Annotated in this window: 15 protein-coding genes; 11 read left to right on the top strand and 4 right to left on the bottom strand. The window is 74.3% G+C overall.

The features are described 5' to 3' along the window. Window positions 1-18: 18 nt before the first annotated feature. A complete protein-coding gene (locus EV378_RS34335) occupies window positions 19-1,500 on the bottom strand; it encodes a mannitol dehydrogenase family protein (RefSeq protein WP_132432108.1) in 1,482 nt (493 codons plus the stop codon). A 186-nt stretch (window positions 1,501-1,686) separates the two neighbouring features. On the opposite strand from EV378_RS34335, the gene EV378_RS34330 reads away from it, so the two are divergent. From EV378_RS34330 to EV378_RS34280, 11 genes are all read left to right on the top strand, one after another. After that, window positions 1,687-2,610, top strand: a complete 924-nt coding sequence (locus tag EV378_RS34330; protein WP_243653904.1) for a TetR/AcrR family transcriptional regulator — start codon at window positions 1,687-1,689, stop codon at window positions 2,608-2,610. Next, window positions 2,607-3,500, top strand: coding sequence for a beta-keto acid cleavage family enzyme (locus EV378_RS34325; protein ID WP_132432104.1), 894 nt, complete (start codon window positions 2,607-2,609; stop codon window positions 3,498-3,500). The genes EV378_RS34330 and EV378_RS34325 overlap by 4 nt, the downstream gene beginning before the upstream one ends. Continuing rightward, window positions 3,493-4,446 carry a 3-hydroxyacyl-CoA dehydrogenase NAD-binding domain-containing protein gene (locus EV378_RS34320; protein WP_132432102.1) on the top strand — a complete coding sequence of 318 codons (954 nt, stop codon included), beginning with the start codon at window positions 3,493-3,495 and terminating at the stop codon, window positions 4,444-4,446. The genes EV378_RS34325 and EV378_RS34320 overlap by 8 nt, the downstream gene beginning before the upstream one ends. Continuing rightward, entirely contained in the window at window positions 4,443-4,910 is a 468-nt protein-coding gene (locus EV378_RS34315; RefSeq protein ID WP_132432100.1) for a thioesterase family protein, read from the top strand. Before EV378_RS34320 ends, EV378_RS34315 begins: the two co-directional genes overlap by 4 nt. Before the next feature lie 49 nt (window positions 4,911-4,959). Then, entirely contained in the window at window positions 4,960-6,519 is a 1,560-nt protein-coding gene (locus EV378_RS34310) for an ABC transporter substrate-binding protein (protein ID WP_132432098.1), read from the top strand. After that, window positions 6,516-7,514: an ABC transporter permease gene (locus tag EV378_RS34305; protein ID WP_132432096.1), complete on the top strand. Its 999-nt coding sequence runs from the start codon at window positions 6,516-6,518 to the stop codon at window positions 7,512-7,514. Before EV378_RS34310 ends, EV378_RS34305 begins: the two co-directional genes overlap by 4 nt. Further along, window positions 7,511-8,353: an ABC transporter permease gene (locus EV378_RS34300; RefSeq protein ID WP_132432094.1), complete on the top strand. Its 843-nt coding sequence runs from the start codon at window positions 7,511-7,513 to the stop codon at window positions 8,351-8,353. Before EV378_RS34305 ends, EV378_RS34300 begins: the two co-directional genes overlap by 4 nt. Further along, window positions 8,350-9,918: an ATP-binding cassette domain-containing protein gene (locus tag EV378_RS34295; RefSeq protein WP_132432092.1), complete on the top strand. Its 1,569-nt coding sequence runs from the start codon at window positions 8,350-8,352 to the stop codon at window positions 9,916-9,918. The genes EV378_RS34300 and EV378_RS34295 overlap by 4 nt, the downstream gene beginning before the upstream one ends. After that, window positions 9,915-11,045: a serine hydrolase domain-containing protein gene (locus EV378_RS34290; RefSeq protein WP_279389677.1), complete on the top strand. Its 1,131-nt coding sequence runs from the start codon at window positions 9,915-9,917 to the stop codon at window positions 11,043-11,045. The genes EV378_RS34295 and EV378_RS34290 overlap by 4 nt, the downstream gene beginning before the upstream one ends. Before the next feature lie 49 nt (window positions 11,046-11,094). Beyond that, window positions 11,095-11,784 (top strand): helix-turn-helix domain-containing protein, encoded by a 690-nt coding sequence (locus tag EV378_RS34285; protein WP_132432090.1) that lies wholly within the window; start codon window positions 11,095-11,097, stop codon window positions 11,782-11,784. Window positions 11,785-11,866: 82 nt separating this feature from the next. Beyond that, a complete protein-coding gene (locus EV378_RS34280) occupies window positions 11,867-12,409 on the top strand; it encodes a dihydrofolate reductase family protein (RefSeq protein ID WP_132432088.1) in 543 nt (180 codons plus the stop codon). 52 nt (window positions 12,410-12,461) lie between these two features. Here the strand turns inward: EV378_RS34280 and EV378_RS34275 are convergent, their stop codons facing one another. The 3 genes from EV378_RS34275 to EV378_RS34265 form a co-directional block, all read right to left on the bottom strand. Beyond that, window positions 12,462-13,349, bottom strand: a complete 888-nt coding sequence (locus tag EV378_RS34275; protein WP_132433124.1) for an aldose 1-epimerase family protein — start codon at window positions 13,347-13,349, stop codon at window positions 12,462-12,464. Between the two features lie 504 nt (window positions 13,350-13,853). Beyond that, complete coding sequence (locus EV378_RS34270; RefSeq protein WP_132432086.1) at window positions 13,854-18,113, bottom strand: AAA family ATPase; 4,260 nt, start codon at window positions 18,111-18,113, stop codon at window positions 13,854-13,856. Further along, window positions 18,113-19,396, bottom strand: a complete 1,284-nt coding sequence (locus EV378_RS34265; protein ID WP_132432084.1) for a metallophosphoesterase family protein — start codon at window positions 19,394-19,396, stop codon at window positions 18,113-18,115. The genes EV378_RS34270 and EV378_RS34265 overlap by 1 nt, the downstream gene beginning before the upstream one ends. Between the last annotated feature and the right edge of the window lie 78 nt (window positions 19,397-19,474).

The following is a 19,474-nucleotide window of genomic DNA, read 5'->3' as shown; positions in this document are numbered from 1 at the left end:
TCTCCTATTCCGCGAGGGTCAGGAGACGGCGGCCACGGCCGCGCGGGCACCGTCGGCGTGCAGGATGCGCAGGCTCTCGGTGAACGCGGCGGCGAACCGCTCGTCGTCGGCCAGATTGCCGAAGACGGGCGTGTAGCGCAGGAACGCCAGCGGGTCGGTGCTCTGCTGCTGCGCGAGCGGGGTGAGCTCGTCGGCGAGACGGTCCTGCTGCTGGATCGGCTCGCCCTGCTCGTCGGTGGCCTCCGCGTACCGCGCCCATCCGGCGACGACGGCGGCGCTGCGCTCGACCGGCCCGCCGTGCTCGAGCTGGTGTCGGACGACCGGCAGCAGGAAGAGCGAGATCCGGTCCGAGGAGCCGTAGTTGATGCGCAGCAACGTGTCCGCGACCGCCGGGTTCGCGAAGCGCTCCATCAGGGTGGACTTGTACTCGTCGAGGTCGATGCCGGGCACCGGACGCAGGGTGGGGGTCGCCTCGACGTCCATGTACGCGCGCAGGAACGGCGCGAACTCCGGGTCCTGAGCGACCTCGTGCACGTAGCGGTGCCCGGCCAGGTAGCCGAGGTAACCCAGCGCCTGGTGGGTCGCGTTGAGCAGGCGGAGCTTCATCATCTCGTAGGGCACGACGTCGTCGACGAGCTGGACGCCGACCCGGTCGAACTCCGGACGCCCGGCCGCGAAGTGGTCCTCGAGCACCCACTGCGTGAACGGCTCGCAGACGACCGGCCAGCCGTCGTGCACGCCGAAGCGCTCGGCCAGCGCTTCCCGGTCGGAGTCCGCGGTGGCCGGAGTGATCCGGTCCACCATGGAGTTCGGGAATGTGACCGACTCGGCCACCCACTCCCCCAGCTCCTTGTCCCGCAACGCGGCGAAGCCGGTGAAGACCCGGCGGGCGGTGTCGCCGTTGCCCTGCATGTTGTCGCAGCTCATGATCGTCAACGGGCCGGTGCCGCGTTCGCGTCGTCGGGCCAGCGCCTCGACGACGAGGCCGAACACGGTGCGCGGCACCGCACCCTCGGCCAGGTCGGCCTGGATGCCCGGGTCCGAGGGGTCGAACTCGCCGGTCACCTGGTCGATCACGTACCCGCCTTCGGTGATCGTCAGCGAGACGATCCGGGTGGAGGGGTCGGCGATCTTCTCGATCACCCTCTCCGGGTCGTCGGGCGCGAACAGGTAGTCCACGATGGACCCGATCACCCGCGGGGACAGCGTGCCGTCGGGTTCCTTGCGCACCAGCGCGTAGAGCCCGTTCTGGGCGTCCAGGACCTGCTGCATCCGGCGGTCGCCGTCGAGCACCCCTACGCCGCAGATGCCCCAGTCACGCGCCTCGCCGGCCTCCAGCAGCGCATCGACGTACATCGCCAGGTGCGCCCGGTGGAACCCGCCGACTCCGAAATGGACGATCCCGGTGGTGATGCCGTCGCGGTCGTAGCCCGGCACGTCCACGCCCGGGATGCCGTCGGTCCACACCGACCCGGTCTCCAGTGACCCCTGCGACTGCATCGACGAACTCCCCCTCGAGTTGCGGAACCGGACGAGCCCCGACCCTACCGACGACGACCAGGGTTTCGCCTACACTCGTCGCAACCTGAACGGCGCGCCGACCAGCATCGCAAGTATCCGTTTGAGCAGCTAATTTGAAACTCAGCTCTTGCGATGAGCGCAAGTCGATGGCTACCGTCACGTCTCGTGCCGGACATCCACCCCGCCGCGGGCGACACCGAGGTCGCCGGACGGGTGCGCGATTTGGTGGAGCGAGGCGGGTGGACCCAGCGCCGGTTCGCCGAGGAGATCGCGCTGGAGGAGACGAAGCTGTCCAAGGCACTCGGCGGCCGCAGGCGCTTCGCGGCGACCGAGCTGGTCGCGATCGCGGACCGCACCGGCGTCACGGTGAACTGGCTGCTGCACGGCCGCGACGACGCCCGTGGCCGCACGGCGGTTCCCGGCGGCGCGGCCGTCACCGAGTCCGGGGACCGGACCTCGCGCGGCGCGTTGGCGCGCGGCCGGATCCTGGACGCCGCGTGGGAGCTGATCGCCGACCGCGGCTACCACCAGGTGCGCACCGCCGATGTGGCGCACGCCGCCGGAACCAGCCCGGCCGCGATCCACTACCACTTCCCGACCCGCTCGCAGCTGCTGGACGAGGCGTTGCGGCACAACGTGAAGCTGGCGTTCGACCGGCAGGTCGCCGGGCTCGGTGAGATCGACGACCCGCACGAGCGGCTGCTGCTCCTGATCGACCTGCAGCTGCCGGTCGGCCTGGTGCTGCACCGCGAGTGGTCGATCTGGATCCAGGTCTGGGCGGAGTCCGCGATCGACCCCGGCCGTCGCGGGCTGTACTGGGACTCCTACGACCGCTGGTTCCGCAGCGTGCTGATGACGCTGCAGGACGGGGCGGACGCCGGCGTGTTCGTCGCCGGCCGGGCCGAGGTGCTGGCCCACCAGCTCACCGCGCTGATCGACGGCCTCGGCATCCAGGTGATGGCCGGGACGCCCGGCACCGGGCCGGACGACATGCGGGAGCTGTTGCACGACTTCATCGACCGGGCCGTGCTGGCGCGTCCGCACGGTGCCGGGGCAGAGGACGACCCGAGCGGAACGGAGCACGGATGAACCGTGACGTGATCATCACCTGCGCGGTGACCGGGGCCGGGGACACGGTGGGCAAGAGCCCGCACGTGCCCGTCACCCCGGCCGCGATCGCCGACGACGCGATCGCCGCCGCCCGCGCGGGCGCCGCCGTCGTGCACATCCACGTGCGCGACCCCGAGACCGGGCAGGGCTCGCGCGCCGTCGAGCTCTACCGGGAGACCGTGACGCGCATCCGCGACGCGGGCGTGGACGTGGTCCTGAACCTGACCGCGGGCATGGGCGGCGACCTGGTGATCGACGCCGAGGACCCGCTCAAGCCGGTCGACGGCACCGACCTGGTGAACGCCCTCGAGCGGCTGCCGCACGTCGAGGAGCTGCTGCCGGACATCTGCACGCTGGACTGCGGCTCGCTGAACTTCGGCGAGGGCAACCAGATCTACGTGTCCACACCGGACATGCTCCGCACCGGCGCGAGGCGGATCCAGGAGCTCGGTGTGAAGCCGGAGCTGGAGATCTTCGACACCGGCCAGCTCTGGTTCGCCTCGACGATGGTGGCCGAGGGCCTGATCGACGCTCCGCCGCTGTTCCAGCTGTGCATGGGCATCCCGTACGGCGCGCCGGTGGACACCGGCCTGCTGGCGGCGATGGTCGCCATGCTCCCCGAGGGGTCGCAGTTCGCGTCGTTCGCGATCGGTCGCGACCAGATGCCGTGGGCCGTGCAGTCGGCGCTGCTCGGCGGCCACGTGCGCGTCGGGCTGGAGGACAACCTCTACCTCTCGCGCGGCGTGCAGGCGACGAACGCCCAGCTCGTCGAACGCGCGGTGGACGTCGTCCAGGGCCTCGGCGCGCAGGTGGCCACGCCGGACCGGGCCCGGCAGATCCTCGGGCTGAAGGAGCGGGCCGGTGTCTGACAGCGGTGTCGCGGACATCCGCACCGTCGCCTGCATCGGCGCCGGTGTGATCGGCGGCGGCTGGGCCGCCTACTTCCTGTCCCGCGGCCTGCGCGTGCGGGCGTGGGACCCGGCCCCGGACGCCGCGGACCGGTTGCGCCGCATCGTCGACGCGGCGTGGCCCGCGCTCACCGACCTCGGTCTGGCCGACGGCGCCGACCCCGGCGCGATCGAGACCCTCCCGACGGCGGCCGACGCCGTCGCGGGCTCCGGGTTCGTGCAGGAGAGCGCGCCGGAGGACCTGGAGCTGAAGCGCTCCCTGCTCGCCGAGCTCGCCGCCGCGGCCGGACCGGGCGTCGTCGTCGCGTCGTCGACCTCGGGATTCCCGATGTCGGACATGGCGACCGCGGCCGCCGACCCGTCGCGCCTGGTCGTCGGGCACCCGTTCAACCCGCCCTACCTGATCCCGCTCGTCGAGGTGGTCGGCGGCACGGAGACGGCCCCCTGGGCGACGGAGCGGGCCGCGGCGTTCTACCGGCACCTCGGCAAGTCGGTGATCGAGATGGACCGGGAGCTGCCCGGGTTCATCGCGAACCGGCTCCAGGAGGCGATCTGGCGGGAGGCGTTGCACATGGTCGCCGCCGGGGAGGCGACGCCGGAGCAGATCGACCGCTCGATCACCGACGGCCCCGGCCTGCGCTGGCCGGTGCACGGCCCGTGCCTGACGTTCCACCTGGCCGGCGGGGAGGGCGGCATGGCCCACATGCTGGACCACTTCGGACCGTCGCTGAAGGCGCCGTGGACCCGCCTGGACGCGCCGGAGCTGACGTCCGAGCTGCGCGACGACATGGTCGCCGGTGCCGACGTCAGCGCAGGCGGGCGGCCGATGGCCGACCTGGTGGCCGAGCGGGACCGCGCCGTGATCGCCGTCCGGCGCGCCGTCGCCGCGGCCCGGGGGCGGGCATGACCGTCCTGCACACGGACACCGTCCGCGACGAGTGGATCGACTACAACGGCCACCTGTCCGAGCCGTACTACGTGCTCGTGTTCGGCGACGCGACGACCGAGCTGATGGAGCGCACCGGCATGGACGCCGGGTACCGCTCGGCGACCGGGTGCTCGCTCTACACCGTCGAGGCGCACGTCCGGTACCTGCACGAGATCGGTCCGGGCGCGTTGCTCGAGGTCACGACACGCGTGCTCGGCCGGGACGCCAAGCGGCTGCGGATCTGGCACGAGCTGTACTCCGGCGGCCGTCTCGCGGCGACCGAGGAGCTGATGACGCTGCACGTCGGACCGGACGGGGCGTGCCCGTTCCCGGAGTCCGTCGCTGCCGAGCTGGACGCGTTCGCGTCGCCGGACGACGCCGAGCCGGAGCACGCGGGCCGGGCCGTCCGGGCGATCGGGGTGGTGCGCCGGTCCACGACCTGACCCACCCACGCCCCGGGGGACCGGGGCCCTGCGCGAGGAGACCCTTCTCATGATCAGCCCGACGGCGGGCGCCCGGCTCACGCTGAGCCGGAGACGCCTGCTCGGCAGTGTGGCCGGGCTCGCCGGAGCGGCGTTGCTGGCCGGGTGCGGCGCACCCGCCGGAGCCCGCGACGCCGGACCGCCCCGCCGCGGCGGAGTGCTGCGGGTGGGTGTGACCGGCGGCGGCAGCTCGGACACGCTGGACCCGCACTCCCCCGCCACCAACCCGGACATCGCCCGCACGCTCTCGCTCTACGAACCGCTGGTGCACTGGGACGACGCCTACACGCTGCAGCCGGCCGTCGCCGAGTCCGTGCGACCCGACCCCGGCGCTCGGAGCTGGACCGCGACGCTGCGCCGCGGGATCGTCTTCCACGACGGCCGCCCGGTCACCCCGGACGACGTCGTCGCCACGTTCCGGCGGATCACCGACCCGAAGGACCCGAAGTCCGGCGCGTCCGGGCTGTCGATGCTGCGCGAGGTCGTCCCGGCCGGTGACCGGCAGGTCCGGTTCGTGCTCTCCGAGCCGTCACCGGTGTTCGACCAGTACCTCGCCGAGTACTCCAACGGCATCGTCCCCGCTGACTTCGACGTCGACCGCCCGGTCGGCACCGGGGCGTTCCGGTTCGAGTCGTTCACCGCGGGGCAGCAGAGCGCGTTCGTGCGCCACGACGGCTACTGGCGTCCGGACCAGCCGTGGGTCGACCGCCTCGAGCTGATCAACTTCGCGGACGACGACGCGCGGATCAACGCGCTGCTCTCCGGTCAGGTCGACGCGATCGACCAGGTGCCGCTGTCGCTGACCGAGGTCGTCGGCGCCTACGACTCGGTGCGGCTGCTCACGTCCCAGACCGGGTCGTGGCTGCCGATCACGATGCGGGTCGACGCTCCCCCGTTCGACGACGTGCGCGTCCGCCAGGCGCTGCGGCTGATCGCCGGGCGTCCCGAGATGATCAACCAGGTGCTGTCCGGGCAGGGCGCGCCGGCCGCCGACGTCTACGGCCGGTTCGACCCGGACTTCCTGTCCCCGACCCGCGAGCAGGACATCGGGCGCGCCCGGGACCTGCTGGCCGCCGCGGGCAGGCCCCGGCTCCAGCTGGAGCTCGTCACGTCCCCGATCCAGGCCGGCGCCGTCGAGGTCGCGCAGGTGTTCGCGACGCAGGCGAGGGCGGCCGGCGTCGAGATCGGCCTGCGCCGGGTCGACACGTCGACGTTCTTCTCCGACCAGTACCTGAGCTGGGAGTTCGCCCAGTCGTTCTGGTACACGCGCAACTACCTCCCGCAGGCGGCGAACTCGTCGATGCCGGAGGCGCCGTTCAACGAGACGCACTGGACCGACCCGCAGTACGTGGCGCTCGTCCGTCGCGCCCGGTCCGAGGTGGACGCCGGGCGCCGGGCCGCGCTGGTGCGCCAGGCCCAGCAGATCGAGTACGAGCGCGGCGGCTACCTGATCTGGGGCTTCCCGGACCAGGTGGACGCCGTGCAGTCCTATGTGGGCGGCCTGGTGCCGAACCGGACCGGGCTCTCCCTGTCCGGCTACGAGTTCCGGAAGGCGTGGGTGGCGTCATGACCGCCGTGTCCGTCACTGCAGACCGGACCTCCTCCCCGCTCGTGCGCATGATCGGCAAGCGCCTGCTGGTCAGCGTGCTCGTGCTGTTCGTGGTGTCGCTGCTGGTGTTCGGCGCGACGCTGCTGCTGCCCGGCGACCCGGCCCGCGCGATCCTCGGGCCGCAGGCCACCCCGGAGCGGGTGGCGGCCCTGACCCAGCAGCTCGGCCTCGACCGCCCGGTCTGGGAGCGCTACCTCGACTGGCTCGGCGGCGTGCTCACCGGCGACCTCGGCTACTCCGCGGCCACCCAGGGCCCGGTGTCCGACCTGCTCGCCGGACGGCTCGGCGCGTCCGGGCTGCTGCTCGTGATCACCGCGGTGATCAGCACGCCGATCGCGTTCGCGCTCGGCACGTGGGCCGCCGTCCGGCGCGGCACCCGCACGGACTCCGTGCTCTCCGGGATCAGCCTCGTGCTGGCGGCGCTGCCCGAGTTCGTGATCGGTGTGCTGCTCGTCGTGCTGCTGTCCACGTCGGTCTTCCGGGTGCTGCCGTCGGTGACGATCGCGCGGCCCGGCGAACCGGTGTGGACACGGCCCGAGCAGCTCGTGCTGCCGGTGCTGACGCTCGCGCTCGTCGTGATCCCGTACGTGATCCGGATGACCAGGGCGACCTTGTCCGAGGCGCTGGACGCCGGGTTCGTCGAGATGGCCCGGCTCAAGGGCCTGCCGGAACGCACGGTGCTCCTGCGACATGCCGTGCCGCACACGATCGGCCCCGTCGCCCAGGTGGTCGCGCTGCAGCTGGCGTGGCTCGCCGGCGGCGTCGTGGTCGTCGAGTTCCTGTTCCGCTATCCGGGGATCGGGCAGGCGCTGATCGACGCCGTCGCGAACCGGGACGTCGAGGTCGTGCAGGCCATCACGATGATCATCGCGGCGTTCTACGTGCTGGTGAACCTCGCCGCGGACGTGGCCGGGATGCTGGCCGACCCGCGTATCCGGACCGGGGGTGCCCGATGAGGAACGGTCTTCTCGCCCGCACCGCCCGCCGTCGCCAGGCGCGGATCGGGGCCGTGCTGACGCTCGTCGTCGTCGTGATCGCGGTGCTCGGGCCGGTGCTCGGCCCGCTGCTGACCGGATTCGGCGTCGACGACTTCGCCGGACGCCCGTTCCGCGCGGACGGCGTCGCGGGCACCGACGACCTCGGCCGCGACGTGCTCACCCGCTTCCTCGCGGGAGGCGGTCCGGTGCTGCTGTACGCGCTGGCCGCCACGGCGATCGGCGTCGTCGGCGGCGCCGTGTTCGGCATGCTCGCCGGCTACTCCGGCGGACGTCTCGACTCGATCGTCATGCGTGGCGGTGACGTGCTGCTGTCGTTCCCGCAGCTCGTGCTCGCGCTGCTCGCGGTCGCCGTGCTCGGCTCGTCGGGACTGCTGCTGGTACTGGTCATCGGCATCACGCACATCCCTCGGGTGGCGCGGGTCGCGCGGCAGGCGACGCTGGCGGTGGCCGGTCAGGACTACGTGCTGGCCGCCCGGATGTACGGCGTACCGCGACGGCGGGTCCTCGCCACCGAGGTGCTGCCGAACATCACGGGACCGCTGATGGTCGAGGTGGGCCTGCGGCTGACGTACTCGATCGGCTACGTCGCGTCGCTGTCGTTCCTCGGGCTCGGCGTGCAGCCCCCCGCGGCGGACTGGGGCCTGCAGATCAACGAGAACCGGATCGCACTGATCGTCGCGCCGTGGGGCGTGCTGCTGCCGGTGATCGCGATCGCGGTGCTGACCGTCGGCACCAACATGATCACCGACGCGATCGCCCGCGAGTCCGCCGACACGACAGGGGAGGCCGTGGCATGACGTCCACACTCGACTGCCGAGGCCTCCGGGTCGCGACGACCGGTGGCCGGGAGGTGCTGCACGGCGTCGACTACGCCGTCGCGCCGGGCGAGATCCTGGCTCTGGTCGGCGAGTCCGGCTCCGGGAAGACGACCGCCGCGCTGGCCGCGCTCGGGCACTTCCGCGCCGGACTGACGTGCACCGGCGGGACGATCGCGTTCGACGGCCACACGGAGTCCTGCCCGGACCTGCTCTCCGAGCCCGCGGCGACGCTGCGCGGCCTGCGCGGACGCCTGATCAGCTACGTGCCGCAGGACCCGGCGCTGTCGCTGAACCCGTTGCTGCGCATCGGCACCCAGATCGACGAGGTGCTCTCGGCCCACGGGCGGGATGCCGGCGCGGGCGAGCGCACCCGCGAGGTGCTCGCCGACGTCGGGCTGCCGACCGACGACGCGTTCCTGGCGCGGTACCCGCACCAGCTCTCCGGCGGGCAGCAGCAGCGGGTCGGGATCGCGGCCGCGTTCGCGTGCCGCCCGGACGTCGTCGTGCTCGACGAGCCGACCACCGGTCTCGACGTGACCACCCAGGACCTGGTGCTGGACACGGTCCGCGAGCTGGTGACCCGTTCCCGGACGGCGGCGGTCTACATCAGCCACGACCTCGCCGTCGTCGCCGGGCTGGCGGACCGGGTGGCGGTGATGCGCTCCGGCGAGGTGGTGGAGACCGGACCGGTGGACCAGGTGCTGCGGTCGCCGGAGCACCCGTACACGCGCGACCTGATCGCGGCCGTGCCGGACCTGAACCGCGCCGTGTCCCGTCCGGAGCTCCCGTCCTCGGACGCCCCGCTGCTCCGGGTCAGCGGAGCCGGAAAGCGGTACGGGCGGAAGACCGTGCTCGACGGCGTCGATCTGGAGCTCGCGCCCGGCGAGTGTTTGATGCTGCTCGGCGAGTCCGGATCCGGGAAGACGACGCTGGCCCGCGGCCTGTCCGGGCTGCTGGACCTGGACGCCGGGACGGTCACACTGCGCGGTGAGGAGCTGTCCACCCCGCGCACCGCGGCCCAGCGGCGCGGCGTGCAGTACGTGTTCCAGAGCCCGTTCGCGTCACTCAACCCGCGGCGCACGGTGGCCGGGTCCCTCGAGGTGCCGCTGCGGCACCTGACCGACATGGACGCCGGCGCCCGGCAGGCGCGCGTGATCGACATGCTGAACCAGGTGCGGCTGGACGAGTCGTTCGCCGGCCGGTACCCGGGCGGCCTGTCCGGCGGCGAGCGGCAGCGGGCGGCGATCGCGCGGGCGCTGGTGACGGCGCCGGACGTGCTGGTCTGCGACGAGGTCACCTCGGCTCTGGACGTCTCCGTCCAGGCGTCCGTCCTGGAGCTGCTGGCGCAGGTCCGCCGCGAGCTCGGGACGGCGATGCTGTTCGTGACGCACAACATCGCGCTGGCCCGCGAGGTCGCCGACCGGATCGCGGTGCTGCAGGGCGGCCGGATCGTCGAGCAGGGCGCCGTCGACGACGTGCTGTCCGACCCGCGGCACTCCTACACCCGGGAGCTGCTGGCGCACACGCCGTCGATGTCACGGTGATCGCGCGGGGTTCGACGGCGCCGGGTTTCGGCGCCGTGGCCGACGCGTTCGCCGACGTCATGGCCGGGTCCGCGGGCGCGTTCTCGGTCGTGCGCGGCGGCGACACGCTCGTCGAGCTGTACGGCGGGCGGGCGCCGTCCGGGCCGACCGGCGCCGGCCCGGACGGTCGGAGCTGGGACGCCGACACCGTCGCCGTCCTGTTCTCGGGCACGAAGGGTCTGGCCGCGACGGCGTGCGCCGCGCTGGCCGGGCCCGCGCCGCACGGTCTGGACCCGGACGAGCCGGTCGCCCGCTACTGGCCGGAGTTCGCGGCGGCCGGGAAGGAGTCGGTCACGGTGGGGCAGGTCCTGTCGCACACGGCAGGACTGCCGTCCGTGGACCCCGCACCGGCCGCGATCGCGTCCGATCTGGACGACCGCGCCGGGGCTGCCGCACTGGCCCAGCAGGGTCCACTGTGGAAGCCGGGGACCCGCACCGCCTACCACGCGCTGACCTACGGGCACCTCGTCGCGGAGCTGCTGCGCCGGGTCACCGGACGTGACCCGCGCGCCGTCGTCGAGGAGGTGGTGGCCCGGGTGCCCGGCGTGCGGGTGTTCCTGCGGACCCCGCCGCCGGCGCCCGCGCGGATCCTCCGGTGCCCCGGCTACCGGCTGTCCACGTTCCTCGACGGCGACCCGGACCGCCGCGCCGCCGTCGACCGGATGTACCGGGCCCTGAGCGATCCCGAGCTGGTGAACACGCCGGCCTGGTACCGGTCCGGTGCGCTGGCCGGTGCCGGGGTGGCCGGCGCGACGTCGATGGCCCGGCTCTACGCCGCGCTCGCCGACCCGGCGCGCTCTCCCGTCCCGGCCGCGGCGCTGGCCAGGGCGACGACCACGCACGCCGAGGGCGTCGACGCGATCAACGACCGCCCGTTGCGCTACGGGCTGGGGTTCGAGCTGGCCGACCCGATCGGCACGTACGGCCCGGAGCCGGTCGCGTTCGGGCACAGCGGCGCGGGCGGCGGACGGCACGGGGCGTGGCCGGAGCGCCGGATCGGGTTCTCCTTCCTGCCCGGCGAGCTGCGCACCGAGGACGCCGACGACCGGGCGTCCACGCTGCTCACGGCGCTGCACACGTGCCTGTGACCGGGCCCGGCGCTGGCCAGGCGATCTGTGGAGGCACTATGTTCCGGCCGTGGGACTGACCATCGAGACTCTCGGCGGCGACATCCCCATGGTGCACCGTGTGTGGTCGGCACGCTGTGACGCCACGACGGTCCTCACCTCGGTGGCCAAGAGCTCTTCGATGATCGCGTTCGCCCGGTCCCGGGACGGGACGACGGTTCACCTGCGCGGACCGGAGACCGCAGCGACACGCCTGACCTGTGAGGAGGGGTGGGAGTTCTTCGGTGTCGAGTTCCGGGTCGGCGCGTACGTTCCCCTGTTCCCGCCCTGCGGTCTGCTCGACCTGAACGACGCCCTGCTGCCCACCCCGTCCGGAAACCGGATCCTGCTGGGCGACCACGACTGGGAGATGCCGGACGAGCAGAACGTCGACGTCTTCGTCGGCAGGCTCGTGCGGGCGGGGCTGTTGTTCTTCGACCCCCTCGTCGACGAGATCCGTCACGGCGAACGGCCGCCGGCGCTGTCCGAACGGTCGGCGCAGATCCGGTTCCGGCGGGCCGTCGGTGTGTCGCGCCGCAAGCTCGTCAGCATCGAGCAGGCACGGCAGGCCGCGAGGCTCCTCGCAACGGGACAACCGATCGCCGACGTGGTCGTCGCCGCCGGCTACTACGACCAGCCCCAGCTCACGCGGGCGGTGAGATGGGCGACCGGCCACACCCCTGCCGAGCTGAGATCCGGCGTCCCGCTCCTCGCGTACTGACACCGGCCGAGCGCCACGCCGGACCGGGCGCGATTCGGTTCGATACAAGACGGACCGATCATCGGGTTGGTTCGCTGCCGGAATGCGCACACTGATCGAATACGACCACCTCTCGCTCGACGGGCGGTTTACCGGCGAGGACTTCTGGTCCGCACAGATGAAGCTCGCCCCCAACGAGAACCACTTCGACTACCAGTTCCGGTTGCTGGAACGCGCGGTCGGTCTCGTTCTCGGGCGGCTCACCTACGAGGGCTTCGCCGCGACGTGGCCGAGCATGACCGGCGGCCTCGCCGAGAAGATCAACTCCCTTCCCAAGCACGTCGCCTCGACCACGCTGACGGAGACCACCTGGAACGCCGAGGTACTCGCGGGGGACGCCGTCGACGCCGTGGCCCGGCTCAAGGAGTCCGGCGACGGCACGTTGGTCAAGTACGGCAACGGTCCCTTCAGCCGGGCCCTCCTCGAGGCGGGTCTGCTCGACGAGCTGCACCTGAGCGTGTCCCCCTTCGTCGCGGGTTCCGGTGAGTCGCTGTTGTCCGGCGTCGGCACCACCGCCATGGACCTGATCGGAGCGACCGACATCGGCAACGGCGCCGTCGTGCTGGCCTACGCGTGCGGTCGGTAGCCACGGCCCGTGCGGGACCATCCGGGGCCGGACGCCGTTGCGGCACAGCGGATCAGGAACGGTCGGTGATCCCCCAGGAGCCCGTCCAGGACTCCCCCGACGCGAGCCGGACGAGCCCGTCACCGGAGTTCAGCGCGTCCGGCGGGCAGGTCATGGGTTCGACGGCGACGGCCCGCCCGACGCCCGGGAAGTCCGACGGGGTGAACACCTGAACCCAGCCGAACGCCGGGTCGGCCCACAGCTCGGTACCGGTGCCGTCGGGGGCGACGACGCGGTGCCGGACCGTGCCGCCCTCGTCGGGCCGGCAGTCGGCGAACGCGTCGTCGAGATCCTGACCGCGCAGGGCGAGGTCGACGACCTCGGCGGGCTCCGGCGGGCCGTCCGGGAGCTGGTCGCGCAGCGGTATCCGGGACCCGGCCGCGAGCGTCAGCCGAAGGTCGTCGGCCGGGACGTCGCCGACCCGCAGGTACGGGTGGAAGCCGAGCCCGAACGGCACCGGCCCGTCGCCGAGGTTCGTCGCGACGGTGGAGACGGTCAGCCCGTCGCCGTCGCGCACGGTGTAGGTGACGGCGACCCGGATCGGCTGCGGCCACCCGGGCTGCACGGTCGCGACGGCGACGAGCGTGACCGATGCGGCCTCGCTCGCGACCGGCGTCCACGGCACGTGCCGCAGCAGCCCGTGGATCGCGTTGCCCGCGGCTGGCTCGGTCAGCGGGAGCTGTTGCGCCGCACCGTCGTACGTCCACCGACCGCCGCGGACGCGGTTCGGCCACGGCGCCAGCACGGCTCCAGCGCCCTTCGGCGGACGTCGCGTCGACGGGTACGGCTCGGTACGGGCCAGGCCGCCGATCGCCGTCCCGGCCAGCGTGGCGCCGACCTCATACACGACGGCGCGGGCGTCGCCATCGACGATCTCGAAGGTCGTGCCGGAAGCGTCCATGGTGCTCACGCGCCCCAGTCTGGACTGCCCGGTCGCGGAGACGTCCCGGCCCCGTCGCACCCCCGCCGGCGTGTCGCACCCCGCGTCGGCGTGCCGCACCGATTGCAGCGGGTGCGCCACGCCGGGAAGGGGTGCGGCACGCCGGAGCAGGTACCGCCGCCGAGGCGGGCTCGGCATGCGGGGCGAGGTGCGGCGCCGGGGCTCCGCGCGGTGACCGGGTGCGCGGTCACCGGGTGCGCGGTCACCGGAGTGCAGGCGGCCCGGGGCGGAGCGCAGCCGCCGCGCCGCCGCGCCGCACCCGGGTCGGCCCGCCGCACCCCGCGTCGCCGTGTCGCACCCCGTGTCGGCGTGTCGCACCCCGTGTCGGCGTGTCGCACCGATTGCAGCGGGTGCGCCACGCCGGGCAGGGGTGCGGCACGCCGGACGGAGGTGCGCGGCCGCCGGGCAGACGTGCGCCACGCCGGACCGAGGTGCGGTCCGCCGCAGCGGTGCATCGCCGGCCGGTCAGCCGACCGGCGTGGCCCGTGCCGCGTCGGCGTCCACCGGGTCCTCGACGGCGGCGGGCGGCGCGAGCGCGGCGACCGTGAACTCGTGCCCCGCCATGCGGGCCAGCGTGACGAGGTGGTCGTGGTGGGTGAACAGCAGCACCTGGAACCGCTGGGCCAGTTCGGACAGGACGGCGGTCGCGGCGACGGCGCGCTCGTCGTCGAACGTCATGAGGACGTCGTCCAGCACGACCGGCACCGTCGGCAGCCCGGCCGCGACCCGGTCGGCCTGCAACTGCTCGATCCCGGCCAGCCGCAGAGCGAGGTGCACCTGGTCGGCCGTGCCCTCGGACAGCCGCGTCGGGTCCAGCTCCTCTCCGTCGGCGCGGACCGCGACGAGCCGCCGTCCGCCCTCGGCGGGCGGGCGGAGCGCGACGAACCGGCCACCGGTCAGGCGCTCCAACAACGCGCCGGCCGCGACCAGCAACGGCGACGCGTGGGTGCGCTCGTAGGTGTCCAGCTCGCGCCGCAGGATCTCGCGTTGCATGTGGACGACGAGGTAGCGCTCGGCCGCGTCGGCGGCGCGGGCCAGGTGCTCCTGGGCCTCGGCGTGCAGCGTGGCCGCGCCGTCCGCGCCCTCCAGCTCGCGACGGCGGGACCGCAGACCACCGAGCTGCTCCAGGATCTCGGCGCGGGTCGTCTCCAGCTCCCGCTCGGTCTCCTCGCAGCGGGCGCGGTGCTCGTCCAGCGCGCTCGGCTCGACCTCCGGAGCCGACGCGACGAGGTCCTCGCCGTTCAGATCGGGCGCGGCGGCGGCCAGCAGGCGGGACGCCTCCGCGATCTGCGCATCGAGTTCGACGGCGCGTGCCCCGCGCTCCGCGGCCGCCTCCAGACCGCCCGCGTCCAGTGTCTCGGTGAGCGCCAGCTCGACGGCCAGCCGGTCCAGCACGGACCGTGCCCCCGCGGCCGCCCGGGCGGACCGGCCGGCCTCCTTCTCGGCCTCGACGATGCCGTCGTCGAGGTGGGCGGCCGACACGGCGGCCTCGGACGCGGCCCGGACCCGCTCGACCAGCTCCGGGAGCCGTCCGAGCGGATCGGCCGGGATCTCCGGCAGGTGGGTCCCGACGAGTGCGGCGACGGCGTCGCGGTGGCCGTCGACGGAGCGCTGCAGGCGGTCGGCCTCCGCGTCGGCGCGGGTCGCGGCCCGTCCGGCCTGTTGCGCCTCGCCGACCGTGTCGCGTCGGGTGCTCCACCCGGCGGGCTCGAGATCGCCGGGCAGCCCGGCCGCGCGGAGGCCGTGCCGCCAGCGCAGCCCGGCCGCCTCGCACTCGTGCCGGGCCGCGTCCGCCGCGCCGCCCGCCCGGTCGGCGTCCGAGCGGAGACGTCCGAGGAGCACCCGGCGGTCGTGCACGCGGTCCGCCTCGGCAGCGAGGTCGGCGGCGGACACGAGCAGCACGTCGAGACCGGCCCCGTCGCGCGGACGGCCCGCCCGGGACAGCGCCGTCGCGAGCGCCTCCTCCTGCGCGCGCGTCTGCTCGTAGAGACCGGCCAGGCGCTCGTCGGCGCGGACGACGTCGGCGTGCGCGCGTGCGGCCTCGGTCAGCGACGCACACACCGCGTCCGCGTCGTCCGGATCCGGTGCCGCGACGCCGTGGGCACGCCAGAGTGCGGTCCACTCGGTCTCGGACTCGATCCTCCGCTTCTCGGCCGCCTCCGCCGCGGTGTCCGCCGCCCCGGCGTCCTCCCGGGCGGTGGCCAGCTCGGACTCGCGGTGCGCGAGCTCGGCGACCCGGTCCGCGGAGTCGATCATGTCGTCGGCCACACGGTCGGCGGCCCCGATCGCCCGCTCCGCCGCCGCGGCCGCCGCAGCGAGGTCAGCGGGACTCGTCGGTTCCCCGCCCTCCGGCACTCGTGCGCCCTGAGCAGCGTCGGACGCCACCGACGGCGCCTGACTACCGGGGCCCCTGCCGGCTCCACCCGGCACTCCAGCGTGCTGAGCCGCATCCGGCGCCGCGAGTCGGGCGGCTCCGCCGTGAACGGCGTCCGGGATCGGGTCGGTGGAGCGACGGAGGGCGTCGAGCAGGGCCTCCACCCGGGTGTCCCGCTCCGCGCGGGCGGCAGCGAGTGTCGCGGGGTCGACCGGACGGCCGCCCCCCGCGACGGCGTCCCGGGCCGTCGTCGCAGCTCGGAGCCGGTCGCGAGCGGCCTCGACGTCGCGGGTCGCGGTGACGGCCTCCTGCGCGGTGTCACGGACGGCGCTGCGCAGGCGCCGCATCACCCGGGCGGGCGGTGTCGCGATCCGGGGGTGCTCCGACTCGGCCGTCTCCGCTGCCTGCCCACCATGATCGGCAAGTGAGGTGGAAATCCGGCCACCCGTGGCCGTTCGCCTCCGGTTCCGCCGATCACCGGTCGTGGGATCGGCCGCGGCCCCGGCGTCCGGCCACAGGGTCCACGCGCCGGCCTCGTCCACCGAGCGGCGGCGCGAACGGCGCTCACCGGCCCTGCTCGCCACCCCGGCACCGGACGCGGGTCCGGATCCGGCCGCGGCCGGTTCACCAGGCGCGGCCGCTGCCCCAGCCACCTCACCGGTCGCGGTCGCCGGCCCGGCCGCGCCAGGCGCGGCCGCTGCCCCAGCCACCTCACCGGTTGCGGTCGCCGACCCTGCCGCACCAGGCGTATCCACCGACCCGGCGACGCCACCCGGCAAGGCCGCCGATCCGGCCACGTCACCGGGCACGGTCGCCGACCCGGGTGCTCGACCCGCTGTCGACGGCCCAGGTATCGAGGCGACCGATCCGTCGGCAGGCGATCCGTCGGCAGGCGATCCGCCGCCAGCCGATCCGCCGCCAGCCGATCCGTACTCGGCGCCGGTCGCCGGCACCGGCCCCGTCGACGGCACCCACCCCGCGGCGGCGAGGGCGTCGTCGCGCCGGGCCCTGGCGTCGGCGCGGTCGGTGACGGTCGCACGCCACTGGGCCGCGGCCGACCCCTCTGCCTCGATCGCGCGTCGCACCTCGGCCACCTGCGCGACCCGGTCGAGGTCCAGCCCGCCCACACCGTCCGCGGCGTCGCGGACCTCGCCGAGTGCGGCCCGGTGCGCTCGTTCGGCCCGCTCCCGCTCGTCCTCGGCGGCCTGGACGGCGGCGGCGAGCTCGTCGAGATCCCGGATCCGGTCCGCGGGCAGGTGCACGGCGGCCAGGCGGTCGGACACCGGCCCGTCGGGCGCGGCGAACAGCGCGGACAGCGCCGTCTCGGCCCGCCGGTGCAGATCGGCGACCTCGGCCCGCAGCGCGGCGGCCCGCTCCGCGTCGGCGTGCATGGCCTGGGCCGCGGCCTCCAGCTCGCGGATGCGGGCGGCGTCGGCGAGCAGCACGTCGTCGACGTCCAGCCCGGTACGACGGGCGCGCAGGTCGTCGGCGCGGGCGCGGTGTTCCTCGGTCGCGCGCTGGGCGGCGGCGAGATCGGCCGACGCCTGCTCGAACTCGTCGAGCCGCACCGCGTCCAGCACGGCGCCGGAGGCCGACAGCGCCGCCCGGTCGACCCGCAGTCCGGCCAGCGTCCGGGCCGGCTCGTGACCGCGACGGGTCTGGCGGGCGTGCTCGCTGTCCCGCGCCGCGATCGTCCGGGAGCGCGCCAGCTCCGAGGCCCTGCGCTCGAGCCTGCCGATCTCGTCGACGAGCGCGGTGACCTCACCGGCCCGCGACATCTGCTCGGCGGCCATCTCCTCGGTGCGCTCGTAGCGCCCCATCGCGGCCCGGACCTCGACCGTCTTGCTGCCGCGGTGGTCGCGGAACAGCTTGTCCGCCTCGCCGTCGAGCGCCCGGGCGACGGCCCGCACGTCCCGGCCGCTCCGGGCGGTGAACACGAGCTCGGCGAGGTCGCCGCCGCCGTCGCAGAGCCGTCGTCCGCCCTCGCGCAGCTCCTCATGCCCGAGCCCGAAGCCCTGCCGCCACCGCTTACGTGCCTCGGCGCCGCCCGGACCCCACGGCGCATCGATCGGGGCGTCGTCGGAGTCGTGGAGCCCGCGGGTGCTCCGCCGGACCGTGATGTCGCGGCCGTCCACGTGCACGCACGCCTGCAGCCCGAGCCGCGACGGGCTGAACTGCCACGCGTGCCGCACCGGCCGCGGCATGCCCCACAACAGGTCCGACAGGGCGTCGAGCAGCGTCGTCTTGCCCGCCTCGTTCGGGCCGCTGACGATGGTCAGGCCGTTCCCGAGGTCCAGCTCCCGGTCCGACCAGCCGCCGTAGCGCTGCAGGACGAGCGTGCGGATCCGCATCAGGCGCCGCCCTCGCCGCTCTCGGTGCCGACGCCCGTCCCGCGTCCGCTGCTCTCGGGCGTGCCGGCGAGCTGGGCCAGCAGCTGTTGTTCGGCCTGACGGGCCAGGCCCGCGAGCCGGTCCGGGTCGCGCAGGTCGAGCAGGCCGGCCTCGCGCAGCGGGCGGCCGATCTCGCGCTCGAGGCCCGCGGCGAGCTCGCGGACGCGGTCCGGGTCGTCGACCAGCCCGGACGCGGCGGCCGCGACGGCGTCGGTCAGCTCCGGGTCGACGATCAGCGCGTCCGCGGGCGGTCCGGTCCGGTTGCGGATCTTCTCGACGACCGCGCCGGCCTTCGCGGCCAGCAGGTCGATCTCCGAGCGCAGCCACTCGGCGTCGGTGAGCGCGGGCGCCGCGCGGGTCGAGCCGGTCAGCGTCACCTGCGCGACGACGGCCCGCGGCGCCGCCTGCACGCACCGCTCCCGCAGGGCGCTCTCGACGGCATCGAGCACGTCGTCGCCGTCGGTGCAGCCCGCGGCGTCCACGACGACCAGTTCCCAGCGCGCGACGTCCAGCGTCAGCGGGGTCAGGGTCGCTCGCTCCCCGGGTTCGACGTCGACGACCAGCGCGCCCTTCGCCCCGGTCTCCTGCGGATGCCTGCCCTGCAGGTTCCCGGAGAACGCGGCGACGTGCGGCCCGTCGCAGACGACCCGCTGCTCGTGGATGTGCCCGAGCGCGAAGTACTCGTACCCGCAGCCGGACAGGTCGTCCGGGCGGCACGGAGCGTACGTGTCGTGCCGGTCGTCACCCTGCACCGACGTGTGCAGCATCCCGACGTTGACCAGGCCCTGGATGCGGTCCGGGTAGGCCGGTACGAGGTTCTCCACGACGGCGCGGCGGGCGAACCCCTGACCGTGCACGGCCAGCCCGACGTCGTCGAGCACGACCGTCTCCGGAGCGTCGACGGACAGACGGTGCGTGTTCGACGGCAGCCGCAGCGACCGCGTGATCTCCGACTCCGCGTCGTGGTTGCCGTTGATCAGGAAGACCGGGATGCCCGCGTCGTCGAGGCGGGCCAGTTGGCGTACGAAGAACGCGCCGGTGGCGTAGTCGCGCCAGTCCCCGTCGTACACGTCGCCGGCCAGCAGCAGGGCGTCCGCCTGGTGCGCGATCGTCTGGTCGACGAGGTTCTCGCAGGCCCGGCGGGTCGCGCCGCGCAGCGTGTCGGCCAGGTCGGAGTCCCCGAGCCGGGCCAGTCCGCGCAGGGGGCTGTCCAGGTGCAGGTCCGCCGCGTGCACGAGTCGCATCCGGCCCCCTTACGACGGCGTCTGGAGAAATCACACACCTGTAACTCGTGGACGAGCGTACAGCGGGGTCTGGGGAAA

The sequence above is a fragment of the Pseudonocardia endophytica genome (assembly GCF_004339565.1).
Taxonomy (GTDB): domain Bacteria; phylum Actinomycetota; class Actinomycetes; order Mycobacteriales; family Pseudonocardiaceae; genus Pseudonocardia; species Pseudonocardia endophytica.
Note: the sequence above shows the minus strand (reverse complement) of the source record. Positions and strands in the feature narration are given on the sequence as shown.

What these genes read in the sequence shown, in the direction of transcription:
- EV378_RS34335 (WP_132432108.1), bottom strand. Translation starts at nt 1,500, where the DNA reads ATGCAGTCGCAGGGGTCACTGGAGACCGGGTCGGTGTGGACCGACGGC.
- EV378_RS34325 (WP_132432104.1), top strand. Translation starts at nt 2,607, where the DNA reads ATGAACCGTGACGTGATCATCACCTGCGCGGTGACCGGGGCCGGGGAC.
- EV378_RS34315 (WP_132432100.1), top strand. Translation starts at nt 4,443, where the DNA reads ATGACCGTCCTGCACACGGACACCGTCCGCGACGAGTGGATCGACTAC.
- EV378_RS34310 (WP_132432098.1), top strand. Translation starts at nt 4,960, where the DNA reads ATGATCAGCCCGACGGCGGGCGCCCGGCTCACGCTGAGCCGGAGACGC.
- EV378_RS34305 (WP_132432096.1), top strand. Translation starts at nt 6,516, where the DNA reads ATGACCGCCGTGTCCGTCACTGCAGACCGGACCTCCTCCCCGCTCGTG.
- EV378_RS34300 (WP_132432094.1), top strand. Translation starts at nt 7,511, where the DNA reads ATGAGGAACGGTCTTCTCGCCCGCACCGCCCGCCGTCGCCAGGCGCGG.
- EV378_RS34295 (WP_132432092.1), top strand. Translation starts at nt 8,350, where the DNA reads ATGACGTCCACACTCGACTGCCGAGGCCTCCGGGTCGCGACGACCGGT.
- EV378_RS34280 (WP_132432088.1), top strand. Translation starts at nt 11,867, where the DNA reads ATGCGCACACTGATCGAATACGACCACCTCTCGCTCGACGGGCGGTTT.
- EV378_RS34275 (WP_132433124.1), bottom strand. Translation starts at nt 13,349, where the DNA reads ATGGACGCTTCCGGCACGACCTTCGAGATCGTCGATGGCGACGCCCGC.
- EV378_RS34270 (WP_132432086.1), bottom strand. Translation starts at nt 18,113, where the DNA reads ATGCGGATCCGCACGCTCGTCCTGCAGCGCTACGGCGGCTGGTCGGAC.
- EV378_RS34265 (WP_132432084.1), bottom strand. Translation starts at nt 19,396, where the DNA reads ATGCGACTCGTGCACGCGGCGGACCTGCACCTGGACAGCCCCCTGCGC.